Genomic DNA, 20,613 nt, shown 5'->3' with positions numbered 1-20,613 from the left:
ATAAGGAACCAGAGCCAAAATGATCGAGACTAATGTCTCTCGCCACCACGAAACATTTTTCCAGGTAGTTCAAAGTTATTACCAGCTAACCAAACCTCGGATTATTCCGTTGCTTTTGATTACCACGGCTGGAAGTATGTGGATTGCTGCTAAGGGAGAAGTAGACCCATTGCTGTTGCTAGTAACTCTCACTGGTGGCACTTTGGCTGCTGCAAGCGCCCAGACGATTAACTGTATCTATGACCGGGATATTGATTATGACATGGAGCGGACGCGTCATCGTCCGATGCCTTCCGGTAAGGTGCAGCCACGCGATGCTCTAATTTTTGCGATCGCACTAGCAACGATTTCTTTTACACTCTTGGCAGTATTTGCCAACCTGTTAGCCGCGCTGCTAGCTTTCTCTGGCATCGTCTTTTATATTTTGGTCTATACCCACTGGCTAAAACGCCACACCCCTCAGAATATCGTTGTTGGTGGTGCGGCTGGGGCAATTCCGGCTTTAGTGGGTTGGGCTGCTGTCACAGGGACATTAAGCTGGTCAGCATGGCTGATTTTTGCCATCGTCTTTTTATGGACACCACCCCATTTCTGGGCACTAGCTCTGATGATTAAAGATGACTACGCAAAAGTTGGGATACCAATGTTACCTGTGATTGAAGGTACTACGGCAACTGTAAAGCAGATTTGGTATTACACGCTGTTAACAGTAATTGCAACCGTGTTATTAGTTTATCCCTTGGGCGCAAGTGGAATTCTTTATGCTGCGATCGCTGTAAGTCTGGGAGGATTATTTATCCACAAATCTTGGCGCTTATTGCACAACCCAGAGGATCGCGCTGTAGCTAAAGAGTTGTTTCTTTATTCCATCTCCTACATGATGCTATTGTGTTTGGGGATGGTCGTGGATAGTCTTCCTGTCACCCATAATCTAATTAGTGCAGCGATCAATCAGCTGCATTTCTTAATCGGCTAATACTGCGTTGAAGAGCAAAAATCAAAGCCTCTCTCCTTTTAGGAGAGAGGTTTGGAGAGAGGTAAGAATATTAAGTCGCACTTTGGTATGGCTTTGATTTGCTGACACACTTCTATGCCATCGGTTCCTGGCATCATCACATCTAGCAAAATTACATCTGGCTGATAATAGGTTGAGAGATGCGATCGCCTCTTCACCACTGACAGCATAGTGCAGCAGATAATTTTGCTCACTTAAAATTGTTTTAATGACATCAAAGTTATCGGGTTGATCGTCAACGACTAAAATAGAGGGCTGATTCATTTGTCATCCTTGGTTGCATTCAAAAGTTGTTGAATGTTGATGGCCAGTTGCTTAAGCTTTATGGGTTTACTCAGGTAGTCGTTAGCTCCTGCTTTTAAACAGCGATCGCGATCGCCCGTCATCGCCAACGCTGTGAGCGCCACAATCGGAATATCAACCAAGTTAGAATCGAGGCGAATCTGTCTCATCGCCTCTAAACCGTCCATTCCCGGCATTTGAATATCCATCAAAATTAAGTCAGGGTGGCGAGTTTTAGCAACGTCGATGGCTTCTTGACCATTCTGTGCCAACACAATGCGATAGCCCTTGGCTTTGAGGTAGCTAGAAACTGTACTGATATTGGCTTCGTTATCTTCTGCTAGCAAGATTAGGGGGGTAAGGCTCGCTGATTCGTCGGTGCTTGGAGAGTCCCATTCTGGAGTCACGGCTGGTTGATCGTCTGCGGTAATTTCTGGTGAAACGCGAAAACTGGGAGTATAGGGGAGATCGATAGTGAAGCAACTGCCCACACTTAGTTCACTAGTTAGCCCTACGCTACCGCCGTGAAGTTCGACAATTCGCTTCACTAATGCCAGTCCCAAGCCTGTACCTGCATATTGACGATTTAAGGCGCTATCGATTTGCACAAAGGGCTGAAATAAGTTCTTGATATTCTCTGGCGAGATGCCAATGCCCGTATCGGTGACAGCAAAGTGCAAGAAATGTTGCTTTTTTAAATCGGTAGTTGAGATGTCTGGGAAAAGTTGGGTAACTTCTAAGGTAATGCGCCCCCTCTCTGGAGTGAATTTGACTGCATTGTTGAGCAGGTTAATTAACACTTGCCGAATACGGCGTTCATCCACGAGCAGTTCAGGTAGATTTGTCTGAAGTTTGATTTCAAGCTGAATCCGTTTTTGCAATGCCTGCTGTTTAATAAACACCAAGCTGGATTGGCACAGACGAGCCACTGAGATTGAGGCATAGTCCAGTTCGATTTTTCCGGCTTCAATTTTTGCCACATCAAGGATGTCGGTGATCAACTCCAGCAAATGAGAGCCGCTGCGCTCAATGGTTCGTAAAGCTTTGAGTTGTGGCTCGGTGACAACACCAAAGACTTCCTCTTGTAGCCCTTCGGTCATGCCCAAAATAGCGTTAAGGGGGGTGCGGAGTTCGTGGCTCATGTTGGCCAGGAATTCATCTTTGAGGCGAGTGGCACGAGCGAGTTCTTGGTTAGAAACTGCCAATTGTTGATTGCTGTCAGTGAGCTTTGCTTCCGCCTGTTGTCGTTCGGCGAGTTCTTGTTGTAATTGCTCAAACAGACTCGCTTGCTGAATGGCGATCGCCAACTGGTTGGCAATTTGTTGCAAAAGTTGCGCTTCAGAGTCTTTCCAGACTCGTTTTTCTTGACAAGCATGGACAACCAAAACCCCCCAGAGCTTGTTAGTTACGCAAGGGGCAACCCAGCGATGATTTTCGCTGCCTCGCACGTCTTGTAAGATCGGTGCGACAATTTTGGACTGGATTTGACTTTCGCGGGAGAATTCTACTAGGCGCTTTGCCCAGATATCATTCGTCACATCAGGAACGATGCGGGGCTTACCCTGCCAGTAGCAATCGTGGATTTCTTGAGACCACATTTCATTGCCCCAGTGCTGGTCTTTGAGGGCGGGGAACTCACCAGATACGGATTCTTGGACAATTTGACTTCTACCGTCAGCACAAAGCCGGAAGACGATGACGCGATCGCTGTGCAGTACATCTTTAACTTGCTGAGTCACTGTTGCCAGGATCTCGTTAATATCTAAGGACTCGCGAATTTTTTGGATGATCGCCCCTAAAGTTTGCTGTCGCCGCAGTTGCAGGGCAATCCTCGCTTCGGTTTTCTGCCGTACCAACAGTTCAGACTGGAGTTGCGCCTCTCGTTCTTGGAGTTTAGTTGTGCGTTCTGCGACTTTGGCTTCTAGTTCTTGATTGAGAATAATATAACGCTGTTCGCTTTCCCGCAGTCGATTTTCCGCTTGCTGGCGCTCGCTTAGTTGCTCTTGCAATTTTTTGTGGGTGGTGGCTTGCTGAAGGGCGATCGCCAATTGCACTGATAAGGCTTGCAGCAGTTCGACTTCTTCCGGTTCCCAATCGCGGGGGTGCTGACTTTCGGTGACATTGAGCAAACCCCATAGTTCATCACCGCAAAAGAGCGGCACTAAAATTTTGGCTCGCGTCTGGAGGGCAATCAGCATATCTCGGTGACAGTCTGAGATTTTGGCCTTGTAGATATCCGACACGATGCGAATCCGCCCCTGGCGGTAAATTTCAGTGTAGCCTTGTTTTGAACAGTTATCACTAACGCGCTGACCTATCAGTGACAGTGAAGAATCAGTGGACTCGGCAACGGCGATGGTTTGCCAATCTGCTTCAAACTGCCAAATATTGACGCGATCGCAGCCCAACAATTGCCGCACCTCTATGACGGTACTATCCAAAATAGTTTGTAGACTCAGGGATGAGCGGATTTGTAAGGCGATCGCTAGCACCAATCTCTCCCGTTCGGCTTTAGCTATTAGGAGCGTCATTCGGGCTTCAATTTGTTGTTCTAGTTCAACGTTGCGGGTTTCTAAGAGTTCGATTTTCTCTGCCTCTAACCGCACTGACTTTTTTTCCAACACCTCCGCCAACTTGTATAGCTCCAACGGGTTGAGGGCTTGTAGCAAATTAGCCTTAGTGACAATTCCCAATAGTTCACCCTGTTTCCCCGTCACCGCCAACCTGCGGATTAAGCGTTGTTCCATAATCTGCTGCACCACCCACAGCGAATCGTCAGGTTTCACGGCAAAAATCGGCGTACTCATTACCGCCTCTGCTAAACAAGTTTTTAAGTTCAAGCTCAATGCCTGAAATTGCACAATATCGCGCTCGGTGATAATTCCCACAGGAATTTGCAGAGGTTCAGTTTGGCTACCACCTGGTTGTACAATCATGATGGAACTAAGGCGGTGTTTTGCCATCAGTTGAGCGATCGCCAGCATGGAACTATTTGGCGTAGCACAAATCACCTCACTCGTCATCACTTCAAACACCAGTCGCAACCGCAACAGATCCACGGGGCGAGAGGACTGCCTCAGACTTTCATTAGTTACCAGCCCCACTACCCGATCCCGATCGTCCAGGATCGGTAAGTGGCGAATGCGATACTGTTGGAGCAAATTAACAGCAAAAAATAAATCAGTAAAATCAGACTCGTGCAGGGTGACGACTGGATGGGTTATCACCTCCCGAATTGTCAAATTCTCTAAACAACACTGCTGGGCAGATAGCCACACCACATCCCGTTCCGTGAAGATACCTAGTAATTTATCTTCTTCTACTACTAATACGCAGCTCGATCGTGCTTCCAAATAAAGCTCATCCATTTGCCCATCCACAGTTTTAGTTGTCTCACAAAGAGTCCGCACACCACTCATTTGAGCGATCGCGTCCATCACCGTCGTATCCCCTTTAACTATCAGGGGATGACGGACGAGCGCAGATTTCAGTTCTGATGGGTTGAGACGGTTAAACATTTTATTGGCAAAGGGATTTATTCTTGATTGTTCCCATTAGCAACTCATAAGCTATACCAATTCCTAAAATCAGGCGATACTTAAAGGAGATAGGAGGCTCACTTGGAGCATAATTCGACCCATTGAAGCCACTGAACCCGAATTTATCACTTGTAATAAAAAATCGTTTCAAGAGTTTTTATATCTTTGAACAGATTTACTTTTAGTTATGTCTACAATCTCAAATCAATTTTGCTAGCGTAGTGACATAGGATAGGATTTCTCGCTCCCCAGTAAGGGGTTGGAAGCAAAAGGATTAATATGGCTCATTTAAATCAGCGTCGCTCCCAAAATGTCAACGGCGATTTTTATGTAGATACTACCTGTATTGATTGTGATACCTGTCGCTGGATGACTCCTGAAGTGTTTTCTCGTGTTGATGAACAGTCGGCGGTTTATCATCAACCAACCAATGATGCAGAAAGATTAGCAGCCCTGGAAGCACTTTTAGCTTGTCCTACTAGTTCTATCGGCACAGTTGAAAAACCAAAAGATATCAAAGATGCTCAACAAAGTTTTCCAATATTAGTAGTGGAAAATATTTACCACTGTGGTTATCATTCGGAAAAATCTTACGGTGCTGCTAGCTATTTAATTCAACTTCCAGAAGGTAATATTTTGGTGGATTCTCCCCGGTTTACGCCGCCTTTAGTCAAGCGCTTAGAAGAACTGGGGCCGATTCGTTACATGTACTTAACTCATAAGGATGATGTGGCAGATCATCAAAAGTTTGCCGAGCATTTTCAGTGCGATCGCATCCTCCACATTGATGATATTACTGCCGATACGCGCAATGTAGAAATACAGCTAACTGGTTCTGAAGCATTTACTTTGACTGAGGATTTATTAATTATCCCAGTTCCCGGTCATACCAAAGGACACACAGTTTTACTTTATAAAAATAAGTTTCTGTTCACTGGCGATCATCTCGCTTGGTCAGAAAGCTTGCACCAACTGACTGCATTCCACGGTGCTTGCTGGTATTCTTGGTCAGAACAGACTAAATCAATGCGTAATTTGGCTAATTACTCTTTTGAATGGGTACTACCAGGTCATGGGCGAAGGTTTCATGCCGATCGGGAAACCATGCGCCAGCAGATGCACAAGTGTATTGAGCTTATGGAATCTTTGGATTGACATTACAGCTATTTTTAGGTATAAGACCACGCAGTAGGGGCGCAAGGCTTTGCGCCTCTACTTTTCACGTGATTCTCCCTTTTTAAGGGTGATTTAGAAGGATCTAAAACTTTTGATACCGACAATAGGACTTTTCAAACATCCTCTAATGCAGCCTTGAAAAAGCTAATGACAATCATGGCTCACTGGTATGAGATCCTAGAGACAGTCAATGGAGTGCGAACACAATGGAACAACATCAGAAGCCAACGGTTGTAATTACGGGTGCCTCTTCGGGGGTGGGTTTGTATGCTGCAAAAGCTCTTGCTGATAAAGGATGGTATGTAGTACTGGCATGTCGGGATTTAGCAAAGGCACAAAAAGCTGCTCAAGCTGTGGAAATCCCCTACAACAGTTATACCAGCATACATATTGACCTTGGCTCCTTGGAAAGTGTCCGACACTTCGTGAAGAACTTCCGAGCTACTGGAAAGTCTTTAGACGCTTTGGTGTGCAACGCTGCAATTTATATGCCCTTAATTAAAGAGCCTTTACGCAGTCCCGAAGGTTACGAGTTAACTGTCACTACCAATCATCTGGGTCATTTCCTATTGTGCAACCTGATGATAGAGGATTTGAAGAAATCATCTTTAGAGCCAAGGCTAGTAATTTTAGGAACAGTCACCCACAATCCAGACGAACTGGGTGGAAAGATTCCACCACGTCCCGACTTAGGCGATTTGCAAGGCTTTGCAGAAGGGTTTAAAGAGCCAATATCGATGATTGATGGCAAGAAATTTGAACCAGTCAAAGCTTACAAAGACAGCAAGGTTTGCAACGTGCTGACTATGCGGGAACTGCACGATCGCTATCACCAGTCGACCGGTATTGTCTTCAATTCTCTTTATCCGGGATGTGTTGCAGAAACGCCGCTATTTAGAAACCACTATCCCCTGTTTCAGAAAATCTTCCCCTTATTCCAGAAGTATATCACTGGGGGATATGTGTCTCAAGAGTTGGCGGGAGAACGGGTTGCTGCTGTGGTTGCCGATCCTGAGTATAATCAATCCGGTATTTATTGGAGTTGGGGAAATCGCCAGAAGAAAGATGGCAAGTCTTTTGTGCAAAAAGTCTCTCCTCAAGCCCGTGATGACGACAAAGGCGATCGTATGTGGGAACTAAGCGCCAAGTTAGTTGGACTTGCATGACAGAACAGGAGGTGGCGTTACCCTTGTGCATGATTCATAAATTCATTTTTTGGAATGAATTGGCATTATTGTGCAGGTAAGTAATGCTTGAGGTGATTATTACGTCACCTCTGACTTTAGTAAAGTTATAGACAATTGGCAATTACTTTAGGCCGTAGGGTGCGTTAAAGTCTAACGCACCGATGTTAATTGTAAAGATATGTGAGATATTATCTAAAGATTTCTGATGGAAACTGCTATGTCTTCCCTAAAGGCACATTCCCAAACCCTATATGAGACTGATTACTTGCAATGGATAGAAACGACTGTAGAAAAATTGCAAAGTCAGGATTACGCAAACGTTGAGTGGGAGAACCTAATTGAAGAAATTGCCGATATGGGAAGGAGTGAGCGCCGAAGTTTCAAGAGTAATCTGATTGTAATTCTGATGCATTTGCTCAAATGGCAATTTCAGCCCGACAAAAGAAGCGGTAGCTGGGAAGGAAGCATAATTGAACATCGTAGACGTGTCAAAGAAGCTCTAGATGATTCACCTAGTCTCAAATCCTATCTTGAGATAGTTTTTGCTGAGTGTTACACACAAGCGGTTAAGCAAGCAAAAGCTGAAACTGGCTTGTCAATAGAATCCTTTCCTCTGAACTGTCCATACCAGCTAGCAGAAGTCACAGATGATGAGTTTTTACCTCAGTAAGCCCTGAATCGGTCTGTATGTACCGCTTCACTCTACAGTTATACCTCTATATTGCCTACTCTCTTGACTTAATACATAGAAAATATGTATAATCGTGAACGCATAGAAGGGGAGTAGCTGCTGGCAGAAAACTTGAAAGCCAGTACATCTGAATCAACATACTGGCGATGAGCCTGGTTCAGATGGCAAGTAACCAATATTTGAAAGCGAGACCTTCACTAAGTTCACACCGAAAAGTGTAAACTTGGTGAGGTCTTTTGGCTCTCATCAAGCTTCACATCGGTAAACGATTCTTCAGGAGCTTGAGAGAGTGTTAACAGCTTTTACCGCAGGTTTATTACTAATTACAGTTTCAGAACTAGGCGATAAAACATTTTTTATTGCTGTAATTTTGGCAATGCACCACCCGCGGCGGCTGGTATTTATAGGTGTGACAGCTGCTTTAGCCGCGATGACAATCCTTTCGGTGATATTTGGACAAGCGGTATCTTTGTTGCCAAAAGTTTATATTCATTACGCCGAAATAGCTTTATTTATTGCCTTCGGTATCAAGCTGTTGTATGACGCTAGTAAGATGTCCGCAGCTGCTTGTGATACAGAAGTTGTGGAAGAAGCTGAAGCTGCGGTGAAACAAGCAGATTTGCAGTTACCAAAGCAAAAAACTGGGTTGGCAATTGTCATAGAAGCCTTTGTGTTGACATTTATGGCAGAGTGGGGCGATCGCACCCAAATTGCCACTATTGCCCTAGCAGCAGGTAATAACCCCATTGGAGTGACAATAGGTGCGATTTTAGGACATTCTATTTGTGCTGCGATCGCAGTTATCGGTGGCAAAATGATTGCCGGACGCATTTCTGAGCGTCAACTCACCCTGATTGGCGGATGTTTGTTTTTAGTCTTTGGTGTCGTTGCAGCCATTGAAGGAGCGTGAGGGGAAGAAGCAGGGGAGCAGAAGGAGCAGGGGAGACAAGGGGACAAGGGGGAATTATTAGAACAAGTCTCTCCCTTGTCTCCCCCCTCTTCCTTGTCTACCTTGTCTCTTCTCCATGCCCCATGCCCAATGCCCATTACTTGGGAGTATTTCCCAATGAAGATGCGGGAGATGAAGCAGATTTAGGAATGGGGGAAACCGTTCCTGCCTTCTTAATTTCGTCTCTATACTTAGCAGGTGCTAAAGCTGCGGCACTATCAAACAAAGGTTTTGCATCTGCATCTTTGCCCTGTTGTTTCAGGAGCATCGCTTTTGCCACGACGGGGCGAAAATCCTTGGGATCTTTCTTAATTGCCTGGTCATATACAGAGCTAGCTTGAGCGTAACGTTTCTGGGAAGCATGAACAGAACCTAACAGCACCTGCACGGCTACTATATCTACACTTCCAGGCTGAATTGTATTTGCTTGGGCTGCATTAGAGAGGGTTTCTTGCAACAAACCAATGGCTGCTTCGGGGCGTTGCTGACTGATCAATAGAGCCACCATTCCTTGCAAAGCCTTCAAATCGCCCGGTTTGCTGGACAAAATCGAACGATAAGCTTGAGCGGCTCCTTCGCGATCGCCAATTTGCTGTTTGGCTTGAGCTAGTAACACTGAATATTCTGACTGTTCGGGATTCAGCTTTGCTAGCTTTTCTAAGGGTTCAATGACAACTTGGATATCAGCTGGTTTTACCTCACTTTTATCTTTTTGACTCAGTAATTGCAGCCGCGCCTGTAACAGACCTTTAAGCGCAGTCTGATTTTCTGGTTCCCTTTGCAAAACCTGTTCATAACCCCGTGCTTCGTCTTCCAGTTTTGATTTTTGGTCAGCGGAGGACAAACTGCCTCTGGTGCTAGCAGTATTCTGACTTGAGGGTGGCGTATTATTAAATGCTCCAATTATGGGAATCACCGAAACACCCACAAAAGCAAGAATTGCCACCGCTAAGACGACTTGAACTATCCAACGATTGCGCGGTTGAGACACGGTTTTGTCTTTCTCCTAAATTTTAATGACATTATCATTTACACAAATCGTAAAGTTAAAAATTTCCAAAACTTTGCGGAATACCGCCAATTGCCTGTGAATTTTATAACAATTAACTATCCACACTGCTAAAGTAAGTGATGACTTTAGGAGGAGCCGTCAGAATTGTAGCTATGATATGCTTCCGAAACTAGTGTAAAGCCGCTAAATTAGACATTTAGTGTTTATACATTAAATTTAGCGCCTTTAGGATTGTATAGAGTACCCTAGTGTGATTTTGTGAAAAGCCAATATACTTTCATCAGTCGCACAAATGCTCTTTCCAGCTGCCTTTGTAAAATCCCACAATGGGATGTGTCTCCGCCGCAAGGAGTTTTTATGAATTCCGACCTGATGCCGTTGCCTGAATCTTCCAATTCTTCTGCCTCTAACCAGGGCCCAACTAACGTAGAGGCAGCCGCTAATGTTCATATAGCAGCCCATTCCTCTAAAGAAGTTGACAATTTGCCTGTCAACCCCAGCGAGACTGACTCGAATGGGAACTTGATTAATCGCCAGCAACCGATTCCGCCTCCCAGTGAACCGATGCAGTATCGAGCGATCGGCTTAGTCCGGGGTCGCTATCATGCTAGCAGCGAACAATTTACTCAAGGTACGCTGCTGACTCCAGATGGTGTAGAACTCAATGCCGTCCTCCTAGGCCGGATTATGAGCTTAGTCAAGAATCATCTAGACTTAGAAAAAGAACACTTGTGGGTAGTATATCCACGTACTAGACAAGAAAATGACACCTTGCACATCCAAATCGTCGGAGTTTGGGAGCCAGAAAATCTGGCTAAAAACTCAACAGATGAGGACGAATCGGATTTGGAGTTGCAAGAGTTAGAGACACTCGATGATGGCTTATCCGAGAACTCTGAACTAAATACAACTGCCCCCAGACCTTCATCAGAAGTTGCAGATGGTGGTTTTTCTGTTCGTGGTGAAGTAGTATACCAATCTTTTGATGCTAAAAGCTTGGTAGTCAAAATTAGGCAGGCTCCACGCAAATCAACTGACAAACCCAAGTATTTTAAGTTGAAATTGAGGGGTGTGCTAACTACCAAAGCAGTGGGCAAATTCTGGGACTTCCAAGCCAAACGGGAAGCAGACGTTTTGGTAGTAGAAAAAGCTGAGGCGATCGCTGATTTACCCAAAAAACGCAAACCACCATTTAAAGGTGGGCCTCGTGCTGGCATTGGTGGTGCTGGTGGTAGAAAACCATTCCCCCCCAGACGCACTGGCGAAACCCCTCGTCCCATCAAGAAAACAAGTACAGGCAGCGACACTTCAGTGGTGTCAAAACCTATACCAAGAACACCCGCTCCTAAACCCATCAAGCGACCGAAACCGACTCAAGAGTAGGGAATGGGGCATTGGGCATGGGGCAAAAAAAGCAGAGGGGCAGAGGGGCAGAGGGGAAAGATTTACTGCTCCTCTGCTCCTCTGCTCCCCTGCTCCAATCAAAAATCCGTCCGACGGTCTTGGGGTAGAAAAGATCGCTCCATCGGAATTGGAGAAACTGGTTCTGTAAGGGTAAACGTACCTGCTTCGATCCACTTTTTCAACTCTAGGGCGACTTGCCTAGAAAAAAACAAACTCGCTAAGGGGGCAGAGCGTACTGCTTTGCCCTCTATGGTGATCCGCCCAGATTTGAGTTGGGCGTAACTCACCAAACCAAAGGTGGGACGGACGCGCCGAGGAATGGAAAAATCCACTATTGGGGCTACTAAGTCTTGATCTTGGACGGCGCAGTGTTCAATTACTTGTTCATTTAATACAGGTAGTGGTACACCAACCCCTAACATTAATGAGGGGCCATAACTTTTGAAATAACACCCTCGCACCCAATGAGCATCCATTTGCTTGGCATCACCAATTAAAGCTAAAGTGGCAGAAGGCCCAATCGGTGTACGATTAGCTAAACGTTTTTGTAAGGGGAAGTGCTGAGTGCCTTCCCAAGCGACATAGCCAATACCGCCGCCTAAAAAAATTCGAGTACCTATACCAACGAGTTGCAAATCAGGGTCGTTGAGTAAGGGTGAAATCGCACCGGGGTTAGAATAAACAGCATTCCCCAGACGCGGTTGTAAAGGACCGAGATAGGTGAAGAGGGGGCGATCGCCACCATTTACACCAACAATAAAATTTTGATAAAGATTGCGCGGATTGAATAAATAAAACTGATTAATTGTGTCACTGGTAATTGTAGTTTCAAAATTTGCTCTGGGGTAACAATCTGTTACTTGTCCTTGGGCTTTCACGTGTATAGATTTACCAGCGATCAAATCTTCGATTACATGACCGCCACCACGTTCTCGCACTTCTTCCCCGTCCGTCGTCTCCACAGCGCAACTCGCACCTAAATATAAATCTACTGCCCCAAAACCAGAGTATGCTGGCACACCATCTAACCAACAGCGGCGAATTTTTATCGGCGGGTCAGTATGTCCCAGATTGATAATTGCACCACTTGATTCCATAGGCTCAAAAGTACCAGTGGTAATTACATCGACTTCTTTAGCAGCTTTAGTAACACCGATTTCTACAACTCGTGCTTTTAATTCTTCAGTTGTCAACACCACCGCACGTTGACGCTTAATTTTCTCGTTAATTTCTGCAATTGTTCGCATCTTATAAGTGCTTGCGCTTCCTGGTGAATGGGGAATGGGGAGAGACGGGATTAATCGCGTCTCTACTAGGGGAAAGAAATTTTCATTGCTCCTTGTGAATGCAGATTATCGAGACTCTTGTATAATTTCATCTCGAAATAGTTATTGCCAATCTCTGCACGACAGCTTAACACCCCGAATAAAGATAAATTCCAAAAAACAATTCAAGTATTGCAAAGTCCAAATGAATGATATATTTTTTGGGGTAAACAAGCTACCTGTATCCAAAAATTTTTTACCCCTACGTAAAATTACTATAAAAAAGTCTTGCATTATCAATCAAATGTATGTATGGTTAGGATTAAGTGGATTTACTGGACTTAAATAATTTTACGTCAATCGAAAGAAACATTTCACCCGATAACGAATTGAGTAAGAGGCAATGACTACTTCTGAATTAACTAATCTTGAGCAAAGAAACCAAAGTAAGATTTCCGATAGTATTGAAAATTTATCCTCTCCATCAGATGAAAAAAAGTTGTTTAACTTGAAGGTAATAGAGTATTTATTACTTGCAGCTTTTATCTCTGCCGGACTCTTTATTATTTTTCTTTCAGATGATAAAACAGTTGTAATTTCTGGAGCAGTATCTCTAACTTTTCTATTTTTTTTGTTGCTTATCAATAGACAAGTATTTCAGACTTATAAGCAAGCCGCTTATAAGTCTGAACTCACCAAAAAAGCTGAACTCTATAGTTATTTATTAACAAATTCTAATTCCTGGAATAAAGATACGCTGACTCTGACAAGAGGAAAGGCTTTACAATACAGCCAAGACTTGATTGACGATTATAAAAGAATTAGGGGTGTATCAAGGAACCTTTACTATAGTTTGCAAATTGCGACAGTGATTTTATCAGGAGTCACACCGATTTTAGTTCTGGTAGACAAATTAGAAGCAGGACAAGCTTGGCTGAAGTGGCTCCCTGTGCTTTGCCCAGCTATTGCTTCTATAGTTGCTAGTATAGTTACTTCTTTTCCTTTTCAGAAAAGTTCGCTTGCTGCTAATACAGCTGTTGAATTATTAGAAGCGGAACAAGAGAAATTTATATTGGGCGTGACTCCGCCTTATCGTTGCTATGATGTCTCTGACGAAACCCAACAGCAACAAAAGGCAAGTCAGGCATTAGAATATTTTATTGTTCAAGTGAACAATATTCATCTCAACCAATTGCAACAAACTAGTGACACGCAATCAGAGAAGACAGAATCTGCTTCATCTAATGAGTCAAACAAAGCAGAAGCAGAGGTAACAAAGCAGAACAAACAATAGCTAATCAGTTAATTTTGTCCATGCTCATGGTTATTCTTTCAAATAGGATTTATTCAGACTGACTCAAAAGTATGAGATTCCCGACTTCTAAAAAAAGTTGGGAATCTTATTGTTTTTGCACTCCAGCACTCATTATCCCAATCGCTTCCAAATTTCTAAGACTTCATATAACTCGTGTCATGGAGTTAAGTCAATAGACGCGATGAATCGCCGTCTCTACAATAATCAGTCTTTCGCTTTGACGGCGATTTATCACATCTTTGTGAGCTAGAATTTTCATCAAAAAACCTTAAGCGAACCGTATTGAAAGCCGAGTGACTAATCTTATTTTTTCAAAATATCATCATCAATCGAGGGATTCTCATTTATATCTGGATTTTCTGCCGTCCAATTATCATCTGTTCCAGGAGATTCAGAAACTATTACAAACTCAGTCTCTTTTCTATTGTTATTCCCCCATTCATCCAAAACATCTTTAATTAACACCTCTTGCAACCAAATCTTAGCAACAACAGTTAAAGGTAGTGCTAGGAATAATCCTAAAAAGCCAAAGAACGTTACGAAAAAGAGCTGGGCAATTAAGGTTATGGCTGGCAGCAATGATACTTGATGCGCCATGACAACGGGTGTGATGAAATTACTCTCAACCTGTTGAATGATAAAGTAGAGAATCAAGACAGCGATCGCTTTCCAAGGTTCATCCAAGAAAGCGATCGCCATTGCTGGGATTACACTCATTGTTGGTCCCAGATTGGGAATCAAGTTAAAAAATCCCGCTAAAACCGCTAAAGCAAGTGCTGCCTTTACATGCAAAATTGATAAGCCAATGAGACTCATGACTCCCACTACAAAGATGGCAATGAAAGCGCCTGTAATCCATCCCTCCAATGAGACTTCACATTTATCTAAAATCCCATCTACCCGCCGCCGATAAAATGAAGGGAAAAGCCGCACAAATACTTTGCGGTAAGCCACGGGGTCGGCTAAGAGCATCCCTGTTAAAACCAACACTAGCAAAATCTTGAGGACAACTTCCAAAGAGCCAGATACAAAGGCAAAGGAGTTTCCCAGTAGCCGATTGGCGAAGGGCTGTACTTGTTGGATGAGACTATTAATATCTGGAATGTAAGGAACTAACTGGTCAGGAATACGAGTTCTCAGGGCATCAAGCCAACTATTAAAGCGTCCAAACCCTCTAGGAACTTGATAGGTTAGTTCTTGAAACTGCTGGGCAAATGGCGGCACAATTAGCCAGAAAAAACCCACGACACCTGCGAAAAAGATAGCTACTGCTAGGAGGACGGCGAATCCGCGCCTCATCCCAAAGCTTTGAAAGCGTTTCGCTAGCCGATTTAAGGTGGTGGCTAACACAACTGCGGCAAACATGAGCAAAAGTACTTCCCGAATTTGCCACAAGATGTATAAAGAAAGAAGTATGGCGATTAAGCCGATCCATTGACCGAGGTTCACAGGCTAACTCCCAACGGTTGGCGAGATGCAATTTTCTTGTAATTAAGCTAGGTTAGCTGATTTTAGGAACTTGTGCGTAAATGGTTTGAGTTAATTTTGTTTTTGTGCTTGAAATCGCCATAGTAGAGCGATCGCTACGATCATAATCGGCAAGAATACTATAATCAGCGCGTTGGTTGCTGTCGCTGGAATTGATACACTTGGCCCTGCATACTTAATCAATACCGATAACAAAGCCGAGAGTAAAAGCAGTTTCAGAATTAATCCTAGTTGATTTTCCATACAAGTACGGCAATACAGATTTTTGTGGTACATACAAATTTGCGTTGTACCGTGTAGTTTCTAGAATAAACCCACAGATACAATCCTTGTAATTTTCACAAAAATATAATTTCTATTACCTGTCAGGAGCGAAGGAATGCGAGACGCGATCGCTATTACACTTTGTTAGTGCTGCCTGAACCTCAGACAGCACATTATACACTATTAAAGCTATACAGAAAGTAACTAAAGCAGCCTTTGAGTAATTGAATTTCAGCACAAAGGAATGCAGAGTTTTACCAAACTTTATTTGTTCCGAACTGGCTCAATTCTATATTTAGTTTTAATCAGCTCAGGCAATTGTATCAAAAGTTTTTTCACTCTAGCTTGAATATATTTATAATTTTTAGGTACACGTTTAGCTATATATCTTAATAAAGCAATCTGATAGCCAAACTTATATTGAATTGCGGAAAATATATTAGAATTGACCTGCTTAACTGAACCTTTATCTAGGTTTTTTAACTTTGCTACTTCACGATAATATACGGGATGCTCTCCCCAAACGCAGGCAAAGTGTACAAGAGCAGGAGACACCACCTGATTGTATTTTTGAAAAGTAGATTTACCTTTAATAGCATCTATATTAAAAGAACCACGAAGACCGATAGGTGTTCGCATCATCTGACCATTATCTTCAAACATAGTTTGATTGTGTAGCATCATAGCTAGACCAAAAATACGTTCATCATTAGGGCCATCACCACGAAATTCACTAATACCTAAATTTTTCCAATCCTTTGCCAATTCTAGTGCTGTTGCAAAAAAAGCCTTAGCAGTATCGTTTTTTTCAAAATAATAAAGACCTCCATTAAATCTAGGTAATTTTGTCAGATTAAATCGCTTGAGTGTGCCATCTACATCAATAAATGTATCTTTATCGCCTGCTTGAAGATATACATTACCTGCCACACTAAAACTTCTGCCTTTAAAATCATCAAAAATAAAGTTAATGTCCCTCACTGCTATACAATCACTATCAATACAAAGTGTATATTCAAATGGAGAATAATCAAAAAGGTGAAGCTTTTGTTTTACGTTGGAACCGTATTCATGTCTAATGTTTATAACGTAATCATAAAGTTCTAGTAAATCTTTATCATTTTCCTTGTCAGTAACAATCGCACGCGGAACATTTGGTGAATGAAGACGTAGAGAACGTGCTAATGACTTTGCCATTTCTAGATAATAAGATGCTCCATAAGCATAGGTGATAATGCCACGTTGTAAAATAAACATTATTTTTATTAATTAACAATAATTAAGCTTTAGCTTTCTAGTTGCATTGTAACTTACACGCCAAAGGATAGATATCTACTAATATCAATCAAGCTTAAATTCTCTGTAAAGTGTCCGTAAAGTATAGTCTAAATTTTATTTCTAGCTGTTTAACCAGACCTGATTGATTGCCTTTAAAACAACATTTTAAATGTATAGATAGGTTAAAAAAAGAGATGTGTGCAGCAAAAAACAACACAGATATCGGATTTTATATTCATCTAACCCTAAAATTAAATGTATAAAATTGATTTCTATTACATCTATTAACTTGATAGATATTCAAATCACTGCCAGAATCTAGTACATCACAACGTAAGTCAAAAGTCAAAATAATTATATTCCAAGCTCTAGCTACTATATATTGTTTGCCCTGGATAATATTATTCATATACAAAAATCAACCTACAATCTAATGAGAGGTCGAAAGCTCAGAAAATAAAAGTTTTTATTTTTTGATTTTGCCTAAACGACGAGTAGCTGCTGTTAGAGTAAATTCACAGCTAGAATTATTGCCACTACATGCTTTTTCTGAATGGTAGTTGCTTGTTCTCAAGCTACATAAATTGAAATAGAAAAGCAATACCCTTGAAAAATTATTCTATTTTTCCCAACTTTCCCACTTTATTTAAATTGTTATAATCAAATATTGATTATTCTCTTTTAAGATAAAAATATAAACTAGATTTTTGCTCATTAACTGTTGTCTCCAGCTTGAACAAGGTTTGAGCAAGAGAGTTTTTAAAGTTTTTTGTCCACGAGCCTTAAAGACTCCACAATTACGAATTACGTTAGCAAGTCATTGTAATCCTGCAAAGAAGCAAGCTATGTAGAAAGTGTGAGGATGAATTACCAACTACCATTAACTCCGTTGCCAAATTTTAATTGTCTTATCCAAACTGCCGCTGACTAACATTTCACCGGAAGCTGTGAAGGCTAATGCTGTGACTATATTACCATGACCTGTAAATGTACCTAGCAATTCCCCGGTTTGTAAATGCCACAACTTGATGGTTTTATCAGCACTACCGCTGGCGATAATTTGTTCATCAGGACTTAAAGCGATCGCATAGACTCTATCTCTATGCCCTTTAAGGGTATGAAGTAATTCTCCAGTTTCTAATTGCCAAACTTTAATCGTTTGATCCCAGCTACCACTCACGAGCAGTTTAGCATCTGCACTGATTGCTAAGGAACAAACGATGTGAGAATGACCCATGAGGGTGTGTAGTGGTTGTGTATCTTTTAAGCTTTTGATTCCCGTTTGGGGTGAAGTGCGCCAAACTTTGATTTTACGGTAGCTACCTGTAACTAGAGTTTCGCCATCTCGACTTAAAACTAGGGAATGAGCAGCTGTATCATCTAAAGAAAGTGCGATCGCAACCTGACGATGCATCAAATCCCAAAACAGAATTTTTCTGTCATCTCCGCCTGTCGCTAACATTCTGCCATCTGGGGTGAAGGCAGCACAACGCACTACTCCATTGTGTTTGTGCAAAATATCTATCAAGTCTAAAGCGCCTACGTGCCAAAGCTTAATTGTCGAATCTGCACCGCAACTCACTAAAGTCTGGCCATCGGAACTAAAAGCTAGGGAATTCACTTCATCCACCAGCCCAGATATTACCCAAGGATACTCTGATAAGGTTTCTATTAATTCACCCTTACTTAAATCCCAGAGTTTCGTCTCTCCACGACTACCACTTGCCAAAATGGGTAAGGCTTTGCCATTATTACACCCGGAACTGAAAGCTAGGCAATTAATCCCTCTGGTGTGTCCTTGCAAAGTCTGCCAGCATTCCCAGTCACCGACTATAGCCTTGAGACAATGTTCTGATGGTAGAGTCTGTATTGTATCTGCGATCGCTCTCTCATTAATTACTGGCGACGTGTCTTTTTTACCCATCAGTGATTCTAAATACCAACTTAACCCCCCTGCATATAACAAATTACTCGGAGTGACATACAGTTTTGGTTCGCTAAATTCAAGTTGATTTGTAGGTAAAAAGCCTGTTATGATACTTTGTTTCTCGTAACCTAAATTACCTGTAGATGGATAAAATAAACAGAGAAAAATTAATACTTGGTGATTTTTTAAATCTTCTTGAGTAACCGACCACCTAATTTTGTCTTTCTTAATACCATTAAAACTTTCTCCATCAGCAACGTAAACTTGAACACTTAGCTGAGGATGATCTTTGAGTATATAAGGAAATTTACTTTCGCCACCCAAATTTCCCTCATCATCTAAAATCATGTTTTGCAAAGTATCTTGTGACACCTTTTTTACTAACTTGCCCAAGCGTTCAGTTATTACCCTGTCAACAATATGCTCCCGGAAAAGATAATCTTGGGCTTGTTGTTGGAAGTATTTGGGAAAAGGTATCGTCCAGTCAGGAGGCTCAGGATATTCCGGCGGCGTCGGCGGCGGATTTTTGGCGAGAACTTCTGCTTGTTGACGAGAAAGTTCTTGGAGTCTAGCCAATGGCTCGCCCCAAAAGGCTATAACTTCAGTGTGACAACCTTTAACTTGACTTTCCAGCAAAGATAAGTCATAAGTTTTAGGTTTTTTCACACGTTGAAGGAAGTCAATTTGTTGAGCTTTGAGTAAGCTAATCCAATCCATCTGCATTCCTGCGGCAAACTATTGCATACCTACGGTAAGCTATACAAATGCAATTACTCAAGTTTATAACCTTAGTTAATTAAAAATTCAGTAATATTAACAGTCTAATAAAACACAGCCATTGACAAATGTTTCCGGGAAAGAGATAGATGGATAGCACTTAGACATTTCATGAACTGATGCAGTTGAAGTATATAGAATTAGATGATACCAGTCAATTCTAACGGAGATAGAGATCGAGATACTGTTTCTAGAAAAACACTTCTAGCTGCAAAGGAAAGTTAAATTTGAGACGGATTTAAAGATTGCAGTAACGTTAAGTCAGCAAATAGCTACATAAAAATAACCTAGTAACGATAATTCTCGGAAATATCCTCTGAAATCGAAATAAATGGTGAAGATTGGCTAATTTTAACCTTTGCGTTTTGGTTGTCTGGGTGTAGTACTTACATCAGATGAGTCGCCAAAAGTATCTCTTGCTTCGATCTGTTTAATTTTCATTTGTAAGTTCAAATCATCACTGCTAACAATTGTTTCTAAATTCGCTAATCTCCGCTCTAGCAGTTCTATTTGCTGCTGCTGCAAATAGTTAGTTTTGGATTTTTGCTCATCAGAACGCCAAACAGCAACTGTACCAACAGCTGCGCCACCAATTGCAACTAAAGGAAGAATAGCACCGCTTCTAGTAACGGCTGACAATGGGACGCAAACTCCTAGAATGGCTACTGTAATTACCCAAATTCTTGTGGTAGCAGATAATCTGACATCTTGGTATGGTTCTACATTGGGTTGAGATTTTTTAGCCATAAGTTTATCCAAAGAAAAGTTATTTATTAGATTGGCACAATTGTTTATTACGATACTTACTGCAATTAGGTTAAGTATATTTTTTTGCTCGTATTTTTAATTACCAGTAGGTAAACATAATTCAACGTAAAATGCCAATCAGCGAAATGATTTTCCTGACTCCTATACAGACGCGATTAATTGCGTCTTTAGTGCTGCCTTCTTCCTTCTACTTAGTTACTTCGTTATTTTAGATCATTAGATTTTGCTTGCGAGGAGCAGTTGTACACTGAGAGGAAGATTTTCTTGAAGTCATAG

At 42.1% G+C, this 20,613-nt stretch carries 16 protein-coding genes; 7 read left to right on the top strand and 9 right to left on the bottom strand.

The window, feature by feature from the left end; translation table 11 throughout:
- Window positions 1-19: 19 nt before the first annotated feature.
- Entirely contained in the window at window positions 20-976 is a 957-nt protein-coding gene (locus tag HWQ43_RS26695) for a heme o synthase (protein ID WP_292739274.1), read from the top strand.
- A 38-nt stretch (window positions 977-1,014) separates the two neighbouring features.
- On the opposite strand, the gene HWQ43_RS33900 is transcribed toward HWQ43_RS26695, so the two are convergent.
- On the bottom strand, window positions 1,015-1,110 hold the full coding sequence (locus HWQ43_RS33900; RefSeq protein WP_366932910.1) for a hypothetical protein: 96 nt from the start codon (window positions 1,108-1,110) through the stop codon (window positions 1,015-1,017).
- 165 nt (window positions 1,111-1,275) lie between these two features.
- Complete coding sequence (locus tag HWQ43_RS26685) at window positions 1,276-4,815, bottom strand: GAF domain-containing protein (RefSeq protein ID WP_292739272.1); 3,540 nt, start codon at window positions 4,813-4,815, stop codon at window positions 1,276-1,278.
- A 300-nt stretch (window positions 4,816-5,115) separates the two neighbouring features.
- Between HWQ43_RS26685 and HWQ43_RS26680 the strand changes: the two genes are divergently transcribed.
- The 4 genes from HWQ43_RS26680 to HWQ43_RS26665 all read left to right on the top strand — a co-directional run bounded on the left by HWQ43_RS26680 (window position 5,116) and on the right by HWQ43_RS26665 (window position 8,800).
- The gene (locus tag HWQ43_RS26680) at window positions 5,116-5,991 is read left to right on the top strand and encodes an MBL fold metallo-hydrolase (RefSeq protein ID WP_292739270.1); all 876 of its coding nucleotides are present in this window, start codon (window positions 5,116-5,118) and stop codon (window positions 5,989-5,991) included.
- A 227-nt stretch (window positions 5,992-6,218) separates the two neighbouring features.
- Window positions 6,219-7,178 carry a protochlorophyllide reductase gene (locus HWQ43_RS26675; protein WP_292739268.1) on the top strand — a complete coding sequence of 320 codons (960 nt, stop codon included), beginning with the start codon at window positions 6,219-6,221 and terminating at the stop codon, window positions 7,176-7,178.
- Window positions 7,179-7,416: 238 nt separating this feature from the next.
- Window positions 7,417-7,869, top strand: a complete 453-nt coding sequence (locus HWQ43_RS26670) for a DUF29 domain-containing protein (protein ID WP_292739266.1) — start codon at window positions 7,417-7,419, stop codon at window positions 7,867-7,869.
- A gap of 310 nt (window positions 7,870-8,179) precedes the next feature.
- Complete coding sequence (locus HWQ43_RS26665) at window positions 8,180-8,800, top strand: TMEM165/GDT1 family protein (RefSeq protein WP_292739264.1); 621 nt, start codon at window positions 8,180-8,182, stop codon at window positions 8,798-8,800.
- 136 nt (window positions 8,801-8,936) lie between these two features.
- Here HWQ43_RS26665 and HWQ43_RS26660 read toward each other — a convergent pair whose 3' ends face one another.
- A complete protein-coding gene (locus tag HWQ43_RS26660) occupies window positions 8,937-9,830 on the bottom strand; it encodes a tetratricopeptide repeat protein (protein ID WP_292739262.1) in 894 nt (297 codons plus the stop codon).
- Window positions 9,831-10,208: 378 nt separating this feature from the next.
- Between HWQ43_RS26660 and HWQ43_RS26655 the strand changes: the two genes are divergently transcribed.
- On the top strand, window positions 10,209-11,234 hold the full coding sequence (locus tag HWQ43_RS26655; RefSeq protein WP_292739260.1) for a hypothetical protein: 1,026 nt from the start codon (window positions 10,209-10,211) through the stop codon (window positions 11,232-11,234).
- 98 nt (window positions 11,235-11,332) lie between these two features.
- On the opposite strand, the gene HWQ43_RS26650 is transcribed toward HWQ43_RS26655, so the two are convergent.
- Window positions 11,333-12,502: a homocysteine biosynthesis protein gene (locus HWQ43_RS26650; protein ID WP_094351489.1), complete on the bottom strand. Its 1,170-nt coding sequence runs from the start codon at window positions 12,500-12,502 to the stop codon at window positions 11,333-11,335.
- 421 nt (window positions 12,503-12,923) lie between these two features.
- Between HWQ43_RS26650 and HWQ43_RS26645 the strand changes: the two genes are divergently transcribed.
- Window positions 12,924-13,814 carry a DUF4231 domain-containing protein gene (locus HWQ43_RS26645; protein ID WP_292739257.1) on the top strand — a complete coding sequence of 297 codons (891 nt, stop codon included), beginning with the start codon at window positions 12,924-12,926 and terminating at the stop codon, window positions 13,812-13,814.
- 324 nt (window positions 13,815-14,138) lie between these two features.
- On the opposite strand, the gene HWQ43_RS26640 is transcribed toward HWQ43_RS26645, so the two are convergent.
- The 5 genes from HWQ43_RS26640 to HWQ43_RS26620 all read right to left on the bottom strand — a co-directional run bounded on the left by HWQ43_RS26640 (window position 14,139) and on the right by HWQ43_RS26620 (window position 20,316).
- Window positions 14,139-15,284 carry an AI-2E family transporter gene (locus tag HWQ43_RS26640; RefSeq protein ID WP_292739255.1) on the bottom strand — a complete coding sequence of 382 codons (1,146 nt, stop codon included), beginning with the start codon at window positions 15,282-15,284 and terminating at the stop codon, window positions 14,139-14,141.
- A gap of 90 nt (window positions 15,285-15,374) precedes the next feature.
- Entirely contained in the window at window positions 15,375-15,566 is a 192-nt protein-coding gene (locus HWQ43_RS26635) for a hypothetical protein (protein WP_292739253.1), read from the bottom strand.
- Window positions 15,567-15,851: 285 nt separating this feature from the next.
- On the bottom strand, window positions 15,852-16,844 hold the full coding sequence (locus HWQ43_RS26630; RefSeq protein ID WP_292739251.1) for a hypothetical protein: 993 nt from the start codon (window positions 16,842-16,844) through the stop codon (window positions 15,852-15,854).
- A 901-nt stretch (window positions 16,845-17,745) separates the two neighbouring features.
- A complete protein-coding gene (locus tag HWQ43_RS26625; RefSeq protein WP_292739249.1) occupies window positions 17,746-19,515 on the bottom strand; it encodes a WD40 repeat domain-containing protein in 1,770 nt (589 codons plus the stop codon).
- 405 nt (window positions 19,516-19,920) lie between these two features.
- Complete coding sequence (locus HWQ43_RS26620) at window positions 19,921-20,316, bottom strand: hypothetical protein (RefSeq protein WP_292739247.1); 396 nt, start codon at window positions 20,314-20,316, stop codon at window positions 19,921-19,923.
- Between the last annotated feature and the right edge of the window lie 297 nt (window positions 20,317-20,613).

This window comes from Nostoc sp. JL31 (genome assembly GCF_017114965.1).
Classification (GTDB): domain Bacteria; phylum Cyanobacteriota; class Cyanobacteriia; order Cyanobacteriales; family Nostocaceae; genus Nostoc; species Nostoc punctiforme_A.
The sequence above is the reverse complement of the archived record's forward strand: the minus strand, read 5'-3'. Positions and strand labels throughout refer to the sequence as shown.

Excerpts from the sequence above, each read along its gene's own strand:
- HWQ43_RS26625 (WP_292739249.1), bottom strand. The coding sequence starts at position 19,515 with ATGCAGATGGATTGGATTAGCTTACTCAAAGCTCAACAAATTGACTTC.
- HWQ43_RS33900 (WP_366932910.1), bottom strand. The coding sequence starts at position 1,110 with ATGCCAGGAACCGATGGCATAGAAGTGTGTCAGCAAATCAAAGCCATA.
- HWQ43_RS26635 (WP_292739253.1), bottom strand. The coding sequence starts at position 15,566 with ATGGAAAATCAACTAGGATTAATTCTGAAACTGCTTTTACTCTCGGCT.
- HWQ43_RS26620 (WP_292739247.1), bottom strand. The coding sequence starts at position 20,316 with ATGGCTAAAAAATCTCAACCCAATGTAGAACCATACCAAGATGTCAGA.
- HWQ43_RS26670 (WP_292739266.1), top strand. The coding sequence starts at position 7,417 with ATGTCTTCCCTAAAGGCACATTCCCAAACCCTATATGAGACTGATTAC.
- HWQ43_RS26685 (WP_292739272.1), bottom strand. The coding sequence starts at position 4,815 with ATGTTTAACCGTCTCAACCCATCAGAACTGAAATCTGCGCTCGTCCGT.
- HWQ43_RS26645 (WP_292739257.1), top strand. The coding sequence starts at position 12,924 with ATGACTACTTCTGAATTAACTAATCTTGAGCAAAGAAACCAAAGTAAG.
- HWQ43_RS26680 (WP_292739270.1), top strand. The coding sequence starts at position 5,116 with ATGGCTCATTTAAATCAGCGTCGCTCCCAAAATGTCAACGGCGATTTT.
- HWQ43_RS26675 (WP_292739268.1), top strand. The coding sequence starts at position 6,219 with ATGGAACAACATCAGAAGCCAACGGTTGTAATTACGGGTGCCTCTTCG.
- HWQ43_RS26650 (WP_094351489.1), bottom strand. The coding sequence starts at position 12,502 with ATGCGAACAATTGCAGAAATTAACGAGAAAATTAAGCGTCAACGTGCG.
- HWQ43_RS26655 (WP_292739260.1), top strand. The coding sequence starts at position 10,209 with ATGAATTCCGACCTGATGCCGTTGCCTGAATCTTCCAATTCTTCTGCC.
- HWQ43_RS26695 (WP_292739274.1), top strand. The coding sequence starts at position 20 with ATGATCGAGACTAATGTCTCTCGCCACCACGAAACATTTTTCCAGGTA.
- HWQ43_RS26630 (WP_292739251.1), bottom strand. The coding sequence starts at position 16,844 with ATGTTTATTTTACAACGTGGCATTATCACCTATGCTTATGGAGCATCT.